Annotated in this window: 16 protein-coding genes; 13 read left to right on the top strand and 3 right to left on the bottom strand. The window is 55.8% G+C overall.

The window, feature by feature from the left end:
* Positions 1-7: 7 nt before the first annotated feature.
* The gene (locus tag K6123_RS03780; RefSeq protein ID WP_246624576.1) at positions 8-1,156 is read right to left on the bottom strand and encodes an FAD-dependent monooxygenase; all 1,149 of its coding nucleotides are present in this window, start codon (positions 1,154-1,156) and stop codon (positions 8-10) included.
* A gap of 249 nt (positions 1,157-1,405) precedes the next feature.
* On the opposite strand from K6123_RS03780, the gene K6123_RS03775 reads away from it, so the two are divergent.
* Positions 1,406-2,479, top strand: coding sequence for a 2,5-dihydroxypyridine 5,6-dioxygenase NicX family protein (locus tag K6123_RS03775; protein WP_221794240.1), 1,074 nt, complete (start codon positions 1,406-1,408; stop codon positions 2,477-2,479).
* 50 nt (positions 2,480-2,529) lie between these two features.
* Here the strand turns inward: K6123_RS03775 and K6123_RS03770 are convergent, their stop codons facing one another.
* A complete protein-coding gene (locus K6123_RS03770) occupies positions 2,530-2,991 on the bottom strand; it encodes a MarR family winged helix-turn-helix transcriptional regulator (protein ID WP_221794238.1) in 462 nt (153 codons plus the stop codon).
* A gap of 238 nt (positions 2,992-3,229) precedes the next feature.
* On the opposite strand from K6123_RS03770, the gene K6123_RS03765 reads away from it, so the two are divergent.
* From K6123_RS03765 to K6123_RS03710, 12 genes are all read left to right on the top strand, one after another.
* Positions 3,230-3,823: a (2Fe-2S)-binding protein gene (locus K6123_RS03765; protein ID WP_221794236.1), complete on the top strand. Its 594-nt coding sequence runs from the start codon at positions 3,230-3,232 to the stop codon at positions 3,821-3,823.
* The gene (locus tag K6123_RS03760; protein ID WP_221794235.1) at positions 3,808-7,434 is read left to right on the top strand and encodes a molybdopterin cofactor-binding domain-containing protein; all 3,627 of its coding nucleotides are present in this window, start codon (positions 3,808-3,810) and stop codon (positions 7,432-7,434) included. The genes K6123_RS03765 and K6123_RS03760 overlap by 16 nt, the downstream gene beginning before the upstream one ends.
* A 52-nt stretch (positions 7,435-7,486) precedes the next feature.
* Positions 7,487-8,527: an XdhC family protein gene (locus tag K6123_RS03755; protein ID WP_221794233.1), complete on the top strand. Its 1,041-nt coding sequence runs from the start codon at positions 7,487-7,489 to the stop codon at positions 8,525-8,527.
* Between the two features lie 293 nt (positions 8,528-8,820).
* Positions 8,821-9,006 carry a hypothetical protein gene (locus tag K6123_RS03750; protein ID WP_221794231.1) on the top strand — a complete coding sequence of 62 codons (186 nt, stop codon included), beginning with the start codon at positions 8,821-8,823 and terminating at the stop codon, positions 9,004-9,006.
* The gene (locus K6123_RS03745; protein ID WP_221794229.1) at positions 9,003-10,511 is read left to right on the top strand and encodes a sodium:solute symporter family protein; all 1,509 of its coding nucleotides are present in this window, start codon (positions 9,003-9,005) and stop codon (positions 10,509-10,511) included. Before K6123_RS03750 ends, K6123_RS03745 begins: the two co-directional genes overlap by 4 nt.
* Positions 10,512-10,633: 122 nt before the next feature.
* Positions 10,634-11,299, top strand: a complete 666-nt coding sequence (locus K6123_RS03740) for a TetR/AcrR family transcriptional regulator (RefSeq protein WP_221794227.1) — start codon at positions 10,634-10,636, stop codon at positions 11,297-11,299.
* Between the two features lie 389 nt (positions 11,300-11,688).
* Positions 11,689-12,945, top strand: coding sequence for a zinc metallochaperone GTPase ZigA (gene zigA, locus K6123_RS03735; RefSeq protein WP_221794225.1), 1,257 nt, complete (start codon positions 11,689-11,691; stop codon positions 12,943-12,945).
* Positions 12,942-13,595, top strand: coding sequence for a DUF1826 domain-containing protein (locus tag K6123_RS03730; RefSeq protein ID WP_221794223.1), 654 nt, complete (start codon positions 12,942-12,944; stop codon positions 13,593-13,595). Before zigA ends, K6123_RS03730 begins: the two co-directional genes overlap by 4 nt.
* 142 nt (positions 13,596-13,737) lie before the next feature.
* Positions 13,738-14,214, top strand: a complete 477-nt coding sequence (locus K6123_RS03725; RefSeq protein ID WP_221794221.1) for a MarR family winged helix-turn-helix transcriptional regulator — start codon at positions 13,738-13,740, stop codon at positions 14,212-14,214.
* A 242-nt stretch (positions 14,215-14,456) separates the two neighbouring features.
* Positions 14,457-15,437, top strand: coding sequence for a PDR/VanB family oxidoreductase (locus K6123_RS03720; RefSeq protein ID WP_221794220.1), 981 nt, complete (start codon positions 14,457-14,459; stop codon positions 15,435-15,437).
* Positions 15,438-15,507: 70 nt separating this feature from the next.
* On the top strand, positions 15,508-16,605 hold the full coding sequence (locus tag K6123_RS03715; RefSeq protein WP_221794218.1) for an aromatic ring-hydroxylating oxygenase subunit alpha: 1,098 nt from the start codon (positions 15,508-15,510) through the stop codon (positions 16,603-16,605).
* 138 nt (positions 16,606-16,743) lie between these two features.
* Entirely contained in the window at positions 16,744-17,883 is a 1,140-nt protein-coding gene (locus K6123_RS03710; protein WP_221794216.1) for a TRAP transporter substrate-binding protein, read from the top strand.
* 68 nt (positions 17,884-17,951) lie between these two features.
* Here K6123_RS03710 and katG read toward each other — a convergent pair whose 3' ends face one another.
* Positions 17,952-20,123, bottom strand: a complete 2,172-nt coding sequence (katG, locus tag K6123_RS03705; RefSeq protein WP_221794215.1) for a catalase/peroxidase HPI — start codon at positions 20,121-20,123, stop codon at positions 17,952-17,954.
* Between the last annotated feature and the right edge of the window lie 538 nt (positions 20,124-20,661).

Here is a 20,661-nt window from a genome sequence, read left to right as displayed (position 1 = left end):
AGACACCTCACTTGGCAGGTTCTGTGAGAGCGTCGGCGTAGACGTCATAGCCGTAACACCAGGATGGATCCTCCTGGGTTTTCAGCCAGGTGTTGGCATTGGAAATCGCCTGCACTTTGGAAGCACGCTCAACCCGGTTGGCTTCGTAATATTTGAACGTGGTTTCGTAGTCATCAACGCCCACTTCGACCATACAACGCACCAGCATGGCGGCGTCTTCGATGGCCATACAGGCACCCTGGGCCATGTGTGGTTTCATTGGATGGCAAGCGTCGCCCAACAGCACCAGGCGGTTGCTGCTCCAGAGCGGCAACGGCTTGCGGTTTTTCAGTGGCCACTTGGTGACGTAATCGGTCGCGGCAATCAGGTTCTGAACCGTGCTGTGGTAACCATCAAAGGCGCTGTACATTTCTTCGCGGCTGCTTTCCACCCAAGGCGCGTCGTGGTTCCACTCCGCTTCCGGCACACCGGTCACATAGTAGTATTCGTCCTTCTTGCCGGTGGTGTAGTACACCATCATGTGACGGTCTTCGGTCCACCATTTCACACAAGGTTCGAACTCAGCCTGGAATTCGCGCAGACGAGCTCCGGTAATCAGGGCACGGTGAGCGACCCAACCGCTGTAAGTCGGTTCTTCTTCACCCAGCAGGCATTCACGTACCTTGGAGTTAATACCGTCGGCGCCAATCACCAGGTCAGCGCGAACTTCGGTGCCATCGGTAAAGAACAGACCCACGTCATCGCCGCTGTCTTCAATGCGATCCAGCTTCTTGCCGAAGTGCAGATCATCGCCCAGTGGTGACAGCATCACCTCGTGCAGGTCGCCACGGTGAATCGTGATGTAGGCAGCGCCATAAGTATCGAGCGCATGCTGGCCCAGCTGAATACGGGACATGTAGTCGCCAGTCAGACCGTCACGGCTGAACCAGAAATCCGGATGCGACGCCATCAGGCTGATGCGCTCTTCCAGACCAATGCGGCGGAAAATCTTCATTACGTTAGGGCCGATGTGAATCCCTGCGCCGAGACGATCAAATTGATCCGCCTGTTCGTACACAGTCACGTTAAAGCCTTCGTGCTTCAGCAATGCCGCCACAGCAGCACCACCAAGTCCGGCACCGATTACGGCAATTCGGGTTTGCTTGTCGATAGTCATTTTGGAACCTCTTCTAGTTCTGGCTGGCACCAGTCATGCACTGGATATTTATAATGTATACATCATAATTGACATAGAACAAGAAATTTTTCAACTCGTCATGTTTGGCAACAATCCAGATATTTACGAAGTAAATAACCAAAAACAGTCTATTGACTCAGATCAATTCATGGAATTATCTTGATGTACACAACATTAATTAACCGGTGTACACGATAAAAATGACACCGACAGAGCAGGAGCATTGCCATGCCGGTAAACCAGAGCCAACTGACGTCGATGTTTGAAGATGTGCTGAAAATGTCGAAGGTCGACCACACCCAGAGTGTGGCGGTACTGAAGAGCCATTATTCCAATCAGGCGATTGTGCAGGCCGCCACCGACGCTGCCATTCGACTGGGCGCGCAGGTTTACGGTGTCGAGTTACCCGCCTTCCACGCACCAATGTCGATGGGGAATGACCTCACAGCCTACTGTGGCGACACCGCCCTGACCGGTAATCTGGCCGCCCAGCGGGCGCTGGAAGCCGCCGATCTGATCGTCGACACCATGATGCTGCTGCATTCGCCGGAACAGGAACAAATCCTGAAAACCGGCACCCGCATTCTGCTGGCAGTTGAGCCACCGGAGGTACTGGCGCGCATAATGCCCACCCAGGCTGACAAACTGATGGTGAAATCGGCGGAAGAAGTGCTGAAAGCCGCTCGCTCAATCCAGGTTACCTCAGCCGCTGGCACCAACTTCCGTGCCGCCCTGGGGCAATACCCGGCAGTGACTGAATACGGCCTGGCTGACGAACCGGGCCGCTGGGACCACTGGCCAAGTGGCTTCCTGTTCAGCTGGCCAAATGAAGAAACAGCAGAAGGGATCATCGTGATCGACAAGGGCGACATCCTGTTGCCATTCAAGAATTATTGTCGCGAAACCATCACACTGGAAATCGAAAAAGGCTTTATCACCAATATCCATGGTGGTCTGGAAGCGGAATATCTGGCGGAATACCTGAAGTATTTTGGTGATCCGGAAGTGTATGGCATTTCCCATATCGGCTGGGGTCTGCAAACCCGCGCCCAATGGACCGCCATGGGATTACACGACAAGAACGACGGCATGTGCATGGATGCCCGCGCCTTTGCCGGTAACTTCCTGTTCTCAACCGGCCCCAACACCGAAGTTGGCGGCTCCCGCAAAACCCCTGCGCACATGGATATTCCACTGCGCAACTGCACCATCACGCTGGATAACGAACTGACAGTCGTTGAACAAGGCAAGGTCGTCGCCCCCGCAGCGTCGATTGGCCCTGTTCCTCGCATCGGTGACTGAACAAGCCTCCAGTCACCGTTTTCGGATGAGCAGTCAGCGAACCCCTCTAGTCAGTCTGCTGGCTGCTCATTCATTTTTTGCAACAGATACACCAGCGCAACCTGTTCCGCCGGATTCAGGTTGCCCATGGTTTTTTCAGTAATAGTGACGGCACAAGGCACCATTCGACGAACCAGCTCCTCACCGGATTCGGTCAAACGAATAACCACCTTGCGGCGATCCTGACTGTCGGACTCCTGATGAATCCAGCCCTTGCTTTTCAGCCGCTCAACCACACCACGCATGGTGGCCTGATCGACCGCGGTGGCCTTGACGATATCAGTAATAGAGCACACACCCATTTCCTGAATGGTGCAGAGCGCCACAAATTGCGGAGCGGTGAGACTGTCTTCGCAGCTGTACTGCTGAAAAATTGCCATATGACGCTGATATGCCTTGCGCAACAGGTGACCTACCTGCTCGCTGAACTCGTAATTCTTGCGGCTATCCGCCTCTGCGGAATATTCAACCATGCTGCCAGAGCCTCCTGTCGCCTTGCTTGTTCAGTCACAAATAATCATGCCGCCGCAGTATACGGCAAAGCACCCGCAGTGCAGAGAAATCAGCAATGCACTCAGTTGTCGCACGCAACAATTTGTTCCGACAAAGCCGCAGTGCGTCCACATTGGCAGCTGATCCTGACGCTCCCTCTGCCATTTCTTCAAAAAATTAAGTAAGTACTTAAAAAATGAAACTGCAGGAATCCAACCCATGAACCCAACCGCAACCCAGACCCGGGAAATCACCCTGACAGTCAACCGTCAGGTGATCACCATTCAGGCGGACCCAAACAGCCCGCTGCTGTTTGCATTGCGTAACGACTGTCAGCTCAACGGCCCCAAATACGGCTGTGGCCTGGGTGAATGCGGCGCCTGCAGCATCCTGATTGATGGCAAAACCGCCCGCTCCTGTTCGATTCCACTGAAGGCAGCGATTGGCCGTCAGATCACCACATTGGAAGGACTGAGCCAGAACGGCCAGCTGCATCCGGTACAGCAAGCCTTTGTAGACGCCCAGGGTGCCCAGTGCGGTTATTGCCTCAACGGCATGATCATCACCACCACCGCCTGGCTTGATCATTTAACCGAACGGCCGTCAGAAGCCGACATTCGTAACGCCCTGAAAGCCAACCTGTGTCGTTGCGGTACCCACCTGGAAATTCTCGACGCCGTACGACTGGCCGTCGCCAACAAATTTCCCGAAGCCGATTCAGCGGCTACCAGACAACCGCAAACAAACCAGCCACAGCAAGACCAGACCAGCACCAACCCGCTCGAGGAGAACAGCCCATGGAACCGATTCTGAACCGCGCTGAATTAATGGCGGCAGACAATGTGCTGTTGCTGCTGCGTCCCAGCAATCCACCACTGAGCCCGGCCCAGAAAGCCAGCGCCGACCAACGGCCACCCGAACAGGAAGTATTTCTGGCGATTCATGGCGACGGCCGCATCATTGCCCTCAACGGTCACGTTGATCTCGGCACCGGCATTGGCACCGCATTGGCCCAGATCGTCGCCGAAGAACTCTACGTCCAGCCAAAAGACGTGCAGATGATCCTTGGCGATACCGACAAGGCGCCGAATCAGGGCGCCACCATTGCCAGCGCTACCATTCAGATTACTGCCGTACCACTGCGCAAGGCCGCCGCGACGGCAAGACAGTTTTTGCTCGAACAGGCCGCCGCCCGGTGGCAATGCCAGCCCGACCAGCTGATTACCCGCGACGGCCGGGTCGGCAATCCGACCACCCAACAAAGCCTCAGCTATGGCGAACTGGTGCAAGGTCAGGCCATCCACCTACAGGTCGATGAACACGCCGCCCTCAAACCAGTGGATGAATACCAGATCGTTGGCAAATCCGCCGCCCGCAAGGATATCCCGGCCAAAGCCACCGGCCAGTTTGAATACGTTCATGACGTCCGCATTCCCGGCATGCTGCACGGCCGGGTGATTCGGCCGCCTTACGCCGGTCGTGACGGTGGTGAATTTATTGGCAACAGCCTGCTCGGCATCGACCGCGATTCCATTGCCCATATCCCCGGCATCATCACGGTCGAAGTGATTGGCGACTTTATTGGTATTGTCGCCGAACGCGAGGAGCAGGCTGACCGCGCCGCCCGCGAACTCAAGGTTGACTGGAAACCCAGCCCCGACTTGCCGGATATTAACGACCTTGAAAACGCCATTCGCAACAACCCGACCGACAAGACCCGCACCCTGGTCGACGAAGGCAATATCGAACAGGCACTGCAGGAAACTCACAAACGACTGACCCGCACCTACGTCTGGCCCTATCACATGCATGGTTCGATCGGGCCATCCTGCGCCGTCGCCGACATCCGCAACGATCAGGTACTGGTCTGGTCCGGCACCCAGAACCCACACATCCTGCGGGCGGACCTGGCCTTTTTGCTCAACATTGATGAAAACCGCATCGAGATTATTCGCCATCAGGCGGCAGGCTGTTATGGCCGCAACTGTGCCGATGACGTCTGTGGCGACGCCGTCTTGCTGTCGCGCGCAGTGGGTCACCCTGTGCGGGTACAACTGACCCGCGAGCAGGAACATCTGTGGGAACCGAAAGGCGCAGGCCAGTTAATGGAAGTCGATGGCGGAATCGCCGCCGACGGCCGTCCTTACGCCTACGACTTCACTACCTCGTATCCTTCCAATGGCGCGCCGATGCTGGCGCTGTTGTTAACCGGCGTGGTCGAAGCCATTCCGGCGGCGCTGGAAATGGGTGACCGCACCAGCATTCCACCCTACCAGTTCGATCATATGCGCATCCGGGTGGAAGACATGGCACCCATGGTACGCGCCGCCTGGATGCGTGGCGTATCCGCCATGCCGAACACCTTTGCTCACGAATCCTATATCGACGAACTGGCAGCCGAAGCGGGCGAAGACCCGGTCGCCTACCGGCTCAAATACCTGCAGGACGAGCGCGCCAAGGAGCTGCTGCAAAACACCGCCACGCGCGCCAACTGGCAGCCACGCACAGGCTCCGAAGCACCAGGCAGCAACCGCACCGGCAATATCGTCAAGGGCCGCGGCGTTGCTTACGCCCGTTATATTCACAGCAAATTCCCCGGCTTTGGTGCCGCCTGGGCGGCCTGGATTGCCGACGTCGAAGTCGATCAGGACTCCGGTGAAGTTAACGTCACCCGCGTCACCGTCGGCCACGATGCCGGTTTGATGATCAACCCGGACGGCGTCAAACATCAGGTACACGGCAATATCGTTCAGTCCACCAGCCGGGTATTGAAAGAAGAAGTCACCTTTAACGAAATCGCCGTGGCCGACAAGGAATGGGGCAGCTACCCGATTCTGACCTTTCCCGAGCTGCCGGAAGTCGACGTTCTACTGGCCGAAAAACCGGAAGAACCACCGATGGGCGCGGGCGAATCCGCCTCAGTGCCAAGCGCTGCCGCCATCGCCAACGCCATTTATGACGCCACCGGCGTGCGTATGCGCCAGCCGCCATTTACGCCAGAGCGGGTACGCAACGCACTGGAAGAAGCCGGAGTGCGACCAAAGCTACAGCAGCCAACCAGCAACAGCCGCAAACCGGGCTGGAAAAGCTGGCTCGGCGGTCTCAGTGCCGCAACACTGGGCACGCTGGCCATGGTATCGCCCTGGCGGGCAGCCATTCCGGAAATTACCCAACCGCTGACGTCACCCTACTCCGCCGCCACCATCGCCCGCGGCGCCGAAGTCTTTGCTGCCGGTGACTGCGCCGTTTGCCACACCGCCGAAGGTGGTATTCGCAACGCCGGTGGCCGGCCACTGGAAACGCCGTTCGGCACGGTTTACAGCACCAACCTGACCCCCGACCCACAAACCGGCATCGGCAAATGGTCATTTACCGCTTTCGACCGCGCCATGCGTCAGGGCATCAGCCGCGATGGCAAACATCTGTATCCGGTGTTCCCGTACACCGCTTACCAGAACATCAGCGACGGCGATATGCAGGCCCTTTACGCCTACATCATGAGCCAGCCAGCGGTGAGCCAGAACAACCCCAAAACCGAACTGGGCTTCCCGTTTGGTATGCGCCCCTTAATGGCAGGCTGGAATACCCTGTTTCAATCCAACACCCGCTGGCAGACCAATCCGACCCAAACCGCACAATGGAATCGAGGTGCCTATCTGGTCAACGGCCTCGGCCATTGTGGTGCCTGTCATTCGCCGCGCAACCTGATGGGGGCGGAAAAAACCGGCATTGCCTTCCTTGCCGGTGGCGAAGTCGATGGCTGGGAAGCACCGGCCCTGAATGGCAGCAGCCGGATTCCACTGAACTGGACTGAACCCGATTTGTACGACTATCTGCGCACGGGATATTCCGAGCAGCACGGCCCGGCGGCCGGGCCAATGGCGGCGGTAGTGGAAGAAATGCAGCAACTGCCCGATGCCGATATTCAGGCCATTGCCCACTATCTGGCCAATCTGGATGAAGCGGCTGCTTCACCTTCCACCCGTTCGACTGCTCCGCAAACGACTGCGGCACCAGTGGCAGCAACAACAACCGCAGCCCTTGCCGCTGTACCGGCAACAGCCAACAGCAGTACCACCATGACCAATCCGCTTAACGACGCCAGCGCCCGCATGTTTGAAAGCGCCTGTGCCGGTTGCCATGAAACCCGGCCGGACTGGTTTGGGGTTAACCCTAACCTGGCGGTTAACTCCAATGTCCACAGCGACAAGGCCGACAACCTGATCCGCACCATCCTGTTTGGTATTCAGAATCCGGCCACCAGCGAGCTGGGCTATATGCCGGGTTTTGCCAACAGCATGAACAACGGCCAGATCGCCAATCTGTTGCGCTATATGCGCAGCAAGTTCGCCAGCGACAAACCGGCCTGGCAGCAGCTGGAGCAGACCATCGCCCATATTCGCGCCAATCCCGGCAGTCACTAGTCCGGCAGCCCGAAAACCACCAACAACTCAAATCCAAAGCGGAGCTGACGATATGCAACCACTGGATCTTCAGGTAATAAAACAAGCGTTAGTCTGGCTTGAACAAGGGCAGACTGTCTGGCTCTGCACGGTATTGTCGACCTGGGGCTCTGCGCCCCGCTCACCCGGTGCCATGATGGTCTGCAACCCGCAAGGCCAGTGCGTCGGCTCGGTGTCGGGCGGTTGCGTTGAGGAAGACCTGATAGAGCGCATCAGTCAGCAGCAATTCAGCCAGCCAGTGACTGAATACCTGTATGGCGGTGCGCTCGCAGAGCGACATCCGGATTCACCCTCATTACTGATGCATTCAGCGACCCGGGTGCAGCTCCCTTGCGGTGGCCAGCTGCAATTATTGATTGAACGACTGCTGCCAACGCCGGACACCTTGCAGCACCTGCGCGAAGTGGCCGCGGCCTTACAAGGCGAAGGCACCCGGATTCGGCAAATTAACCGCTTTTCCGGCCAACGCCAGCTGATCCCGGCTGACAGTTGCGGCCCTGTCATCAGCACTCAACCACAAACCATCCAGATCCGCATTGCCGCCACCCGCACCCTGATCATTGCCGGTCTGTCAGCGGTGTCGATTCTGTGCGCCGAATTTGCCGAAGCGCTGGGTTATCAGGTAGTGATCTGTGACCCTCGCGAGGAGTACTTCCATCTGATGCCCGCCAGTCGCAACTGGCTGCGACCGGTGCTGCCGTGGAGCTATATCCGCCAACACGGCAAGGTTCATGCAGACACAGCCATTGTGGCACTGACCCACGATCCAAAAATCGACGACATGGCGATGATTGCCGCAGTGAACACCGAGGCCTTCTACATCGGCGTGATGGGCTCCAGTCGCACCTCAGCAAAACGAGCCGAACGCCTGAGCCGAATTGGCAAACTCAGCCCACTCCAGCTTGAGCGTATTCACATGCCGGTCGGCCTGGCCATCGGCAGCAAGACTCCGGCCGAAATTGCACTCGCTGTAATGGCTGACATCGTGGCCCATAGAAACGGTGAAAATATCATGTACACATTAGAAAAAGCATCAGAAAAGCAATTTGCATGAGGGCCACAACAGACAGAAATGCACCATAACAAGCCACTCGTATCAGGCCTGTTCCAGAACTGTGCAGACAAGCACAATTAAAATGTATACGCTACAAAAGAATTTGCAGGAAACCCGCTTCAAATCAATGAAATACCAAATTGGTACGGCTATTGCCTTATTAAATATGATGTATACATCATTAATTAAAAAAGCCGACGAAAGTCAGGGCAAACTATAAAACGCGCATGCGCCAGCCGCTTCCAGAACCGGAAAAAGCCAGCCATCACGCAACAAGAAGCAAGAGGTACGCTATGAAATCGAATCCCTGGATCTGGGCGGTATGGGCGCTCGTTATCCTCAGTTATGTAGTGCCATTTACCATGCTCGACAAAGTACAGAGCTGGCATGGCAGCTTCCTCTACTGGACCGTCACCGGCGTGCTGGTAGTGGTTGCCAACCTGCTGCTCACCAAGGACTTCGGGGAGGATGAAGCATGAGCACATCCCTGATCTGGTGGTCCGTTGCGATCTACCTGGCAATTGCCGTTGTGATTGCCTTTATCTCCCGTGACGGGAAATCCGCTGAAAGCATGTCCGGCTATTTCCTCGGTGGTCGGCAGATGAATGGTATCCTGTCAGCCCTGTCCTACAGCGCAACCACGTACAGCGCCTTTATGATGGTCGGCCTCGCCGGTCTGACCTACAAAGGTGGTGTTGGCGCGCTGGGTTTTGAGATTGTCTATTTTGCCGGTGTGTCACTTGTAGCGATTTTTGGCCCACGTTTCTGGTCGGTCGGCAAGAAATTCGGTTATGTCACTCCAAGCGAAATGCTGGGCCACCGCTACCAGAGCAAAGCGGTTTCTGTAACCGCTGCGCTGGCTTCCTGTCTGTTCCTGATTCCTTACGCTGCGGTGCAGCTGACTGGTGTCGGTTACCTGATGTCTGGCATGACTGACGGTGCCATCTCGTTCTCTACTGCTGTGCTGCTGGCCACTGTGATGGCACTGTTTTTCTGTTACATCGCCGGTATTCGCTCGGTGGTATGGACCGACTCCCTGCAAGCCGTGATGATGATTGTGGTGTCTACGCTGGTAGCACTGCTGGTGATTTCTGAACTGGGCGGTTTCGACGGCCTGTTCACCACACTGGAACAGAACAATGCCAACTCCCTGTCGGTACCTGGCAGCGGTCTGTTCAGCTTCTGGACCTTCCTGGGTCTGACCATTCCATGGTTCTTCTTCAGCCTGTCCAACCCACAGGTGAGCCAGCGTCTGTTTATGCCGTCTTCACTGAAGTCCCTGCGCCAGATGCTGATGGGTTTCCTGGTGTTTGGCCTGATCTACACCCTGGTTTCGGTCATGTGGGGCTTCTCTGCCATCGTTGCCTTCCCGGATCTGGCCAAGGCCGATATGGCCACACCGGCCCTGCTGGCATCTGATATGGTGCCACCGGTACTGGCGGTGATTGTAATGATCGGCATTATGGCTGCTGCGATTTCCACCATTGACTCCATCATGCTGACGCTGTCTTCGATGGTATCCCGTGACGTTTATGCGGTGGTCAAGCCGGAAGCCAGTGAGAAACAACAACTGAACGTCGGCAAGATTGTTATCCCTGTGATTGCGGTAATGGCCTATGTATTCGCCAAACTGCAGCTGAGCCTGATCGCAGTACTGTCGGTTGCTGCCTCTTCCGGCCTGGTGGTGGTGGTTCCTGCCATGATTGGTGCCTTCTTCTGGCGTAAGGGTACTGCTGCCGGTGCACTGGCCAGTATGCTGGGCTCTGGTCTGCTGGTGATCGTAATCTACGCGACCGGTGGCAAACTGCTGGGCTTCTCGGCCGGTATCTGGGGCCTGCCAGTAGCAACCCTGCTGTTTGTTGGCGTCAGCCTGCTGACCAAAGCGCCTAAACAGGTAGCGGATGACTTCATCGAACAAGCCAATTCCACTTCGATGAGCAAAAAGTCGCAATCGGCCAGCGCCAGCAAGCCTGCCGTGGTATAACGGGCGTCATAACAATGCCTGATCAGCCGGGTACTGACTCTGACGTCAGTGCCCGGCTGTTTGCATAACAGCGCCAAACAAAGCCCCCTGGTCAGAACAAGACCGCAAGACAAGGCAAGGATATGAGCCAGCTGGACAGCCCGTCTGCCCCCACTCAACGCAACAACAGCAAACAGGCCCAGAAAGCCCGCGAAACCCGCCAACGTATCTTGCAGGCTGCGGTACAGGTGTTTTCCGAGGAAGGTTTTGCCGGTGCCCGTATTGACCGCATATCCCGCGCGGCCAACAGCAATGACCGCATGATCTATTACTACTTCGGCAACAAGGAACAGCTGTTTATCGCCGTACTGGAATCGGTTTATCAGGGGTTTCTGGATGCCGAACAGCAGCTGCAGCTGAATCTGGACGATCCCTGGCAGGCGCTGGAGCAGATCATCACCTTTACCTTTGACTACTACCTCGAACACCGTGAGTTTGTTGCCATTCTGGGCGACGAAAATCTCCACCAGGCCAAACATTCACGGCAGTCGGAACACATTCAGCAGATTTCCAGTGGCATTCAAAGCCAGCTGGCGCGCGTCGTGGCTGCTGGCCAGCAACAGGGCCTGTTGCGGGCCGATATCGACATCTCCATGCTGTACCTGACGATTTCGTCGCTGACCTATTTCTACTGCTCCAACCAATACACTCTCAGCGTGTTTATGAACCAGGACCTCAACAGCGACAGCTTCCGCCAGCAATGGCGCGCCAACGCCATAGAGGTTGTACGCGATACCGTTAAAGCCTGATTCCGCTGCTGCTACGGCTCGATCTGAGCCGCCATCGCCTGTTTTTCCCCATGCTGTTTAAGCCATTGTTTAAGCCGTTATTAACTCGCTACTTGCCCTGCTGGCCGCCACACCCGTTTTGCTCGCAGCTGTTCCATCTCCTGCATCCAATCCTCGGTATCCAACCCTCTGATTCAATGCCTTTCGGGCAGAAATCCGGCCGTACTCACTGATTTCCCGGCACCTTCAATGCAGCCTTCTGGCGAACTATTTTTCAATCTCCTATTTACCGTTATAACATAACAATTTAAAGTAAAAAGCATGATTGAACCGGCAGCCTCCGCCATCTCACTTCACCTGGCATCCTCTGGTTCACCGTCCGTCTGAGCAGTCGCTTACAGGAGCATGTCATGCAGTCAAATTCCGTTTCTTCCGAACCCAATCCTGCAGCAGCCGGGACTACCCGACCATTGCCGGTCACCTTGCTATCCGGTTTTCTGGGGGCCGGTAAAACCACGGTGCTGAATCACATCCTCAACAACCGCGATAACCTGCGTGTCGCCGTGATCGTCAACGACATGAGCGAAGTGAATATCGATGCCATGCAGGTTGGCCAACAGGTATCACTCAATCGGGCGGAAGAAAAACTGGTGCAAATGAGCAACGGCTGTATCTGCTGCACCTTACGAGAAGACTTGCTGATCGAAATCCAGCGGCTAGCCGAGCAAGGCAAATTTGATTATCTGCTGATTGAATCCACCGGCATTTCCGAACCCCTGCCCGTGGCAGAAACCTTCACTTTTGAAGACGAACAGGGCCGCTCGCTGTCGCAAATCGCCCGCCTCGACACCATGGTGACCGTCGTTGATGGCGTTAACTTTCTGCGTGACTACGACGCTGCGCAATCTTTGCAAGAAGCTGGTGAATCACTCGGCGAAGACGACCAGCGTAACGTTGCCGACCTGTTGGTCGATCAGATCGAATTCAGCAATGTCATTCTGATCAGCAAGACCGATCTGATTGATGAACCACAGCTGGCAAGGCTGCTGGCGATTCTCGACCACCTCAACCCGAGTGCTGACAAACTGCCGATTCGCAATGGTCAGGTGCCGCTGGAGCGTGTGCTCGGCACCGGCCTGTTTGATTTTGATGAGGCTGCCAAAGCACCAGGCTGGTTGCAGGAATTACGCGGTGAGCACATTCCGGAAACCGAGGAATACGGCATTTCATCATTCGTTTACCGCGCCCGCCGCCCTTTCCACCCACAGCGCTTCTTTGAGTTCCTGCATCAGGACTGGACCAGCCGCAGTGGCAAATTGGTACGTTCAAAAGGCTACTTCTGGCTGGCATCACGGCCCGAGTTCGCGGGCCAATGGAGTCAGGCGGGCGGTATCGCCCATCATGGTTTTGCGGGCATGTTCTGGAAAGCGATTCCCAAGGCCCGCTGGCCCGACGACGAAGAGTTTCTGTCCTTCCTGGATGAGTATTGGCAAGAACCCTTCGGCGACATGCGTCAGGAGCTGGTGTTTATTGGCCAGGGCTTGCAGGAGGCCGAGTTCCGCAACGAACTGGACGCCTGCTTGCTGAACGACGACGAACTGCTGGCTGGTAAACAGCTGTGGCTGCAAATGGAAGATCCTTTCCCACGTTGGGAGCAACCAGCATGAACATGATCCAGCGTTTCATGCCCGATCACAGCATCAGCCCCAGGGCCGCAGATCTGGCTGCGATCTATCGCAACGACATCAATATGGCGGTGTGGCAGAACGCCCTTGGCCAAAGCCTGGATCAAACCGGGCTGCAACAACTGCAAGATGAACTGCCGCTGCTACTGCAGCGGCCGGGTGGATTCCGCTTCCAGCTGCACAGCCGCCGCAAACAGTTTCGTAGCCAACTGCAACAGGACTTTCCATCTTCCGTGCCGGCCGGAGCTGCCTTGCTGAGCTACCTGGATACCGCAGCGGAAGTATTTGAATCCCTGTTCGAGCCGAATGCCATGGCCCTGCGACTGATCACCCTCGATGGTGCCATGTGCCCAAGATTTCATGTTGATCATGTACCGGTAAGGCTGGTCAGCAGCATCAGTGGCCCGGGCACCGAATGGCTGCCGGAAACAGCCATCAAACGGCAGGCACTGGGCGGCGGGCCGATACAACCCTGTCAGGACGACAATGCCATTCTGCGAGCCGTGGCTGGTGATCTGGCACTGATGAAAGGTGAGGGCTGGATCGGCAATGAAGGTCGCGGGCTGGTGCATCGCTCACCGGCGACCAACGAGCCCCGACTGTTCTTGTCCATCGACTTTGCTGCCGGCTGATTGATCAAGCACACACGCCTTGCCGAAGCCGAAAATGTCGGCTTGCGGCAAGGTTTACGCTAACGGCTGTGGAAAACCCGACACAGGGAGGGCGTCCTGTGGTGTAATCTGCCCTCTGTGTACCACTGTTGCCCTGCATTCCATGACTCAGCCTTCTCGCCCCGATCACACTCTGCAACTGGACAGCTACGTTCCCGCGCTGGTGAACTTTCTGGCCAACAAGCTTTCCAGTGGTGCCTCTCGTTTGTACCGGCGCAAATTTGGTGTCGGCATTGTCGAATGGCGTTTATTGGCGATGCTGAAAGCCGAAAACAATATTCCGCCCAACCGCATGTGTCAGGTGATTGGTCTCGACAAGGCTGCAGTCAGCCGCTCACTGAAACAAATGCACAAGGAGCAGCTGGTGACCTTGCAAACGGACCCGACTGACGCCCGTCAGATGCTGGTGTCACTGACGGCTTCGGGCCAGCTGATGCACGATCAGATTTTTGAACTGGCGATCCAGCGCGAACAGCTGTTGCTGGCCGAATTTTCCGAACAGGAACGTACCCAACTAGTTGATTTCCTCAATCGACTGAACGCCCGTGTTGGTGCTGTTAACGCCTTTAATCCTGACTGAAACCTCTGTTTTTCCGCCACCTCAGACAAGCCAACTGGCCGCCAGACAGGCACCCTCACCGGCAGCGGCTCGAACAGCCGCTGCCCCGCAATATGTCGTTCCTGACCTGCCTGTCACTCAAAAGCCATCGCCCGCCCTCTGAATACCCCAACGCAAAAACCCAATAACCAAATTGTTGACACCACAACAATATTGCCACTATCGTTGATACATCAACAATAAATATAAAAAGGGTTTCAGCCATGATTGATGCCATTATCAAAGCCAAATATCAGCTTGCCGAAGGCGTGTGCGGTCTTGATCTGATCGCTGCTGATGGTCAGCCATTGGTGGCTTTCAGCGCCGGTGCCCATATCGATATTCAGCTGCCATCCGGACTGGTACGCCAGTATTCGTTAGTGAATCCGGCCGGTCCTGAACAGCACAGCTGTGACAGCTACCAGATTGCGGTGCTGAAAGATCCGGCGTCGCGCGGTGGTTCCATTGAGGTGCACGAGCAGCTGCAGGCAGGTCAGGCCATCAAGATCAGTGAGCCGCGTAACCTGTTCGCACTTGCCGCCAACGCCCCACACGCCGTGCTGGTTGCCGGTGGTATTGGTATTACGCCGATTCTCGCAATGGCACGTGAACTGAGTGCCACCAGCGGTTCATTTGAAGTTCATTACGCCGCCCGTTCAGCAACCACCGCTGCCTATACCGACGAGTTTATGACGGGTGAACTGGCGACTCACAGCCAGTGTTATTTCAACGACCAGCAACAGCAGCTGGACATGGACAGTGTGCTCAAGGCAGCCCCTGCTGGCAGCCATCTGTATGTTTGTGGCCCGGCCGGATTTATCGACTACGTACTCGAAGCCGGTCGTCAGCAGCAGTGGGCCAGTGAACGTCTGCACCGGGAGTTTTTTGCGGCTCCGGTTTCCTCCACTGACAACAACACCAACAACGACGGTGAAGACAAAGCGTTTGAAATCCTTATTCAAAGCACCGGCCAGATCATCCAAGTTGGCGCTGATGAAAGCGCCCTGGAAGCCCTGGAAGATGCCGGTATCGACATCAACTCCTCTTGTGAATCCGGCATCTGTGGTTCCTGCGTTACCCGTTTGATCGACGGCACTCCAGACCATCGCGACAGCTTCCTCAACGACGAAGAAAAGGCCTCTAACGCCTGCTTCACACCGTGTTGCTCCCGGGCACTGGGCCCACGCCTGGTGCTCGATTGCTAGAACAGTTCCATCCTGCAAGCAAACAAAACCACCACAACCACTCCAGACAACAACAACTACGGAGTTAGCCATGACAGTGTCACTCTACATTCCGGGAGTCAGCAGCACTCCCAAAGATCAGCCTGGACGCCAGCAAGGCGCCTACCCGCTCGATATGTGGTACGTCGCCGCCCACAGCAAGGAGCTTGCTGATACGCCGGTCGGCCGCACCCTGTTGAACGAGCCGGTAGTACTGTTCCGACTGGGCAACGGCGAAGTGGCAGCGGTCGAAGACCGTTGCTGTCACCGTCACCTGCCGTTGTCAGCCGGAACCGTGGAAGCCACCGGTATCCGCTGCGGCTACCATGGGCTGCTGTTTGATGAAAACGGTCAGTGCACCGAAATCCCCGGTCAGGAAAAGATTCCACGCAAGGCCAAAGTTGGCGCTTACCATGTGCGCGAACGTAACCAGCTGGTATGGATCTGGTTCGGCACCGAACGTGACAGCGAGCCGACCTGTGAGCCACCGGAATACAAGGTTCACGACGACCCGAGCTTTGTGTTCGACGGCGATGTTTACCATTACAACGCGCCGTACCAGCTGATTCACGACAACCTGCTCGACCTCAGCCACCTGGGTTATGTGCACCTGCGCACTATCGGTGGCAACGCCAGTATTCACATGAATGCCAAACTGACGGTCGAGAGTGATGACACCTCAGTGCTGGTTGTGCGTCATATGCCAAACTCCGAGCCACCGCCAACCTACAAGGCCGCCTACCCGTTCAAGGACAGGATCGACCGCTGGCAGGAAGTACGTTTTCTGCCGTCCCACCAGGAAATCTGGACCGGCGCGATTGATCACGGCACCGATGACATCACCAATCCGAACCGTGGTGGCTTCCATATGCGTGGCTTCCATGGACTGACACCGGAAACCTCTACCAGCTGCCATTACTTCTGGACCATGGCAACCAATCCGACCCAGAACATTGAGGAGATCAAAAAGAAAGTCGTCGATCAGACTGCCATGACCTTTGACGAAGACAAGGTGGTGATCGAAGCGCAATACGAAAACATGAAACGGTTTGCCGGTGAGCCAATGATCGACATCCACGTCGATGTTGGGCCTAACCGTGCCCGCCGCATCATCGAGCAGCTGAAGCAGGAGAACCTGCCAGTCACCTGATCAGCCATAGCAACACCACTAATAGCAATACCATAAAAGGCAGCAAGGGATTCCAGCAGAAGAATCCCCTGCCAGCCAACCGTCTGACGACCGTTGGCCAACCAGCACCACACCAAAAATAATAACGAGGTGAAAAACATGTTTAGCAAGGTACCCAACTCGAAGCAGCCAGCCCAAATCCAGCAGGCTTCCCGAACCCTAAAACATCCCCCAAAACAGCCGCGCAGGCTGAGCCAAAAACTGACCGCTGCCGTCGCCATGCTGATGGTTTCCGGCACTGCGCTGGCGGCGGAATTCAACTTCAAGATGCACCACCAGCTGCCGCCATCATCCGGGGTACATACCCGCTTGCTGGTGCCCTGGGCAGAAGCGATTGAACAAGAATCCAATGGTCGCATTCACATCGACGTTTACCCGGCCATGCAGCTGGGCGGCAAACCACCACAATTGTTCGACCAGTCTCGCAAAGGCATGGTAGACATCACCTGGACCGTGGCTGGCTATACGCCTGGCCGTTTCAACAAGTCTGAAGTATTTGAACTGCCATTTATGGCTGGCCGCGCTGAAATCACCAGCCAGGCCATTCAGCAATACGCAGATGAAGAAATGAAAGAAGCTTTTGACGACGTCAAACTGCTGACCATTCACACCAACGCCACCGGCGTGCTGCACTCCCGTGACAAGGCCATTCACAGTGCGGCAGACCTCAAGGATCTGAAAGTACGGGCACCCAACAAGGTGATCGCGGAAGCCTATACCCGTATGGGTGCGATGCCGATCTTTATGCCGGCACCACAAATGGCATCCGCGCTATCCAAGGGCGTGATCGACGTTGCCTCGCTGTCTTACGACATTCTGGGGCCAATGAAAGTCCATGAACTGGTGTCTTCCCATACCGAGATGAGTGGTGATCGTGGTCTCTACGCTCAGGTGTTCCTGTTCAGCATGAACAAGAAGAGCTACGAGTCACTGCCAGCTGACCTGCGCGCCATTATTGACCGCCACTCCGGCCTGCCACTGGCAGCACACTTCGGCAAGGTGCTGGATGAAATGGGTGATGAAGGCAAACAACTGGCCGAATCCACTCACAACCCGATCTATGTGATTGATCCACAGGAAACCAGCCATATCCGTGAACTGGTACAACCGGTCATCGATGACTGGATTGCAGATATGGACGCTGAAAAGCTCAACGGCAAGCACCTGTACCAGCGTGCCAACGAGCTGATTGGTGAGTTCTCAAAAGCAGATGCTTCCAAAACGGCTGCAGCGCTGTAAACGTACAAACAAAAACGGCTTCCCGGACCAGGTCCGGGAAGCCGTTTTTTCTAACCAGCGTCAGGCGCTTATTTCAGATCAAAACGATCCGCGTTCATCACCTTGACCCAGGCCTTGACGAAGTCTTTGACGAACTTCTCAAGGTTGTCGTCCTGGGCGTACACCTCAGAGTAGGCCCGCAGGATGGAGTTGGAACCAAACACCAGGTCAACCCGGGTGGCAGTCCATTTGGTTTCACCACTACGACGGTCAACAATGTTGTAGAGGTTTGTGCCCGCAGGCTTCCAGTTGTAAACCATGTCAGTCAGGTTGACGAAGAAGTCGTTGCTCAACACACCTTCACGCTCGGTGAAGACACCGTGCTTGCTGCCACCATGGTTGGTGCCAAGTACCCGCATACCACCAATCAGGACGGTCATTTCAGGTGCTGTCAGTCCCATCAACTGGGCGCGGTCGAGCAACATTTCTTCGGCGCTGACGACGTAGTCTTTTTTCATCCAGTTACGGAAGCCATCTGCCAGCGGCTCCAATACGTCAAACGATGCTGCATCCGTCATCTCATCAGTGGCATCGCCACGACCCGGTGCAAAAGGTACATCAACATTCACACCAGCGGCTTTGGCAGCCATTTCAACACCAACCGACCCCGCCAGTACGATGGCATCGGCAACCGAAGCGCCAACCTGGGCAGCCAGCGGTTCCAGCACAGCCAGGACTTTTTGCAGACGTTCTGGTTCGTTACCGGCCCAGTCTTTCTGCGGTGCCAGCCGGATGCGGGCACCATTGGCACCACCACGGTAGTCAGAACCACGGAAGGTCCGGGCGCTGTCCCAGGCGGTACTGACCATGTCAGCAATCGACAGACCACTGGCAGCAATCAGGCTCTTCAGATGACCAACGTCATATTGAGTCGCACCGGCTGGAATCGGGTCCTGCCAAATCAGATCTTCGGCTGGCACGTCCGGGCCGAGGTAACGGCTCTTTGGTCCCAGATCGCGGTGGGTCAGTTTGAACCAGGCGCGGGCGAAGCAGTCATCGAAGTAAGCTGGGTCAGCCATAAACTTCTGACAGATTTCGTTGTAGATCGGGTCAACCTTCAACGCCATATCTGCATCCGTCATCATTGGCATACAGCGGATCGAAGGGTCTTCCACGTCCACTGGCATGTCTTCTTCCTTGATACTGACCGGCTTGTACTGATGGGCACCGGCCGGTGACCTGGTCAGCTCCCAATCATGGCCAAACAGCATATCGAAGTAGCCCATGTCCCACTGGGTCGGGTTGGCGGTCCAGGCACCTTCAATACCACTTACCACGGTGTCACGACCAATACCCCGGCCCTTGGTGTTCATCCAGCCAAGCCCCTGGGATTCAACATCCGAGGCTTCCGGGTCCGGGCTGAGGTTTTCAGCGCGGCCATTACCGTGGGATTTACCAATGGTGTGACCACCGGCCGTCAGGGCAACCGTTTCTTCGTCATTCATCGCCATTCGGGCGAAGGTTTCACGCATCTGGGCGGCTGTTTTAGCCGGGTCTGGATTACCGTTTACACCTTCCGGGTTCACGTAGATCAAACCCATTTGTACCGCTGCCAGCGGGTTTTCCATAGTGTCTGGCTTGCTGACATCGTCATAACGGCCGTCAGACGGTGCCAGCCATTCTTTTTCAGCACCCCAGTAGGTGTCTTTTTCCGGATGCCAGATGTCCTTGCGGCCAAAACCAAAACCGAAGGTTTTCAGGCCAGACGTTTCATAGGCAATGGTGCCGGACAAAAGAATCAGATCGGCCCAGGAAATCTTGTTGCCGTACTTTTTCTTGATCGGCCACAACAGACGCCGCCCCTTGTCGGTGTTGACGTTGTCCGGCCAGGAGTTCAGTGGTGCAAAGCGCTGGTTGCCAGTACCGCCACCACCACGGCCATCGGCCAGACGGTAGGAACCGGCAGTGTGCCAGGCAACCCGGGCAAACATACCCACATAGCTGCCCCAGTCGGACGGCCACCAGTCTTCACTGCTGTTCATCAGGTCACGCAGGTCCTGCTTGAGGGCTTCGACGTCGAGTTTTTTCAGCTCTTCGTGATAGTCGAAGTCTTCACCCAGCGGGTTGGTCTTGCTGTCGTGCTGATGCAGGATGTCGAGGTTGAGGGAATTAGGCCACCAGTCAGTTACAGACTTGCCGGTTGCTGTGTTGCTGCCGTGCATGAACGGGCACTTACCCGCTGAAGAATTATTCTGCTCCATCGCCTTGCTCCTGTTTGTGTTGGTATCTGTCAGCGTTTATTAACCATGGCAGCCCTGTGTGGGATTACCATGACCGAAACGCGCCACCGGTCAATATTGGGGACTAGTTGTTATTTCAGACTGCCCCTGCTGTAGAAACCAAGTTAATCCATCACCCACAATCATTAAAGACAATCAAAAATATCCACTCGATAGCTATCATAAATAACAATCTTTTTTATTCCGGCTATCAGGGAATTGCGGCCGCGTCATTACGGTCTCGATATAGCTCACAAAGTTCCGAAAACTTCGCTGCCGTAACCGGAATGTCGCGCCCGCAGTTTGGCAGCTTCCGCAAAAAATGATGCCTTTGGCGACAACAGACCTGACCTGCATCAACAGCAGTATCAATAAGCCTTAATGGCTTTAACGATCAGCCAGCACAATAGCCAGCAGTGTCTATCGTAAACGGGACTTTTCCAGGGAACGTCGCCAGCTAATCACACCGGACAACCACCGGAGCAATCGGCGGCTGACGCAAGGCGTTGGTATCAGGGAT

This window comes from Oceanobacter mangrovi, from assembly GCF_019740315.1.
Classification (GTDB): domain Bacteria; phylum Pseudomonadota; class Gammaproteobacteria; order Pseudomonadales; family Oceanobacteraceae; genus Oceanobacter; species Oceanobacter mangrovi.
This window is presented reverse-complemented; position numbering and strand designations above follow the sequence as displayed.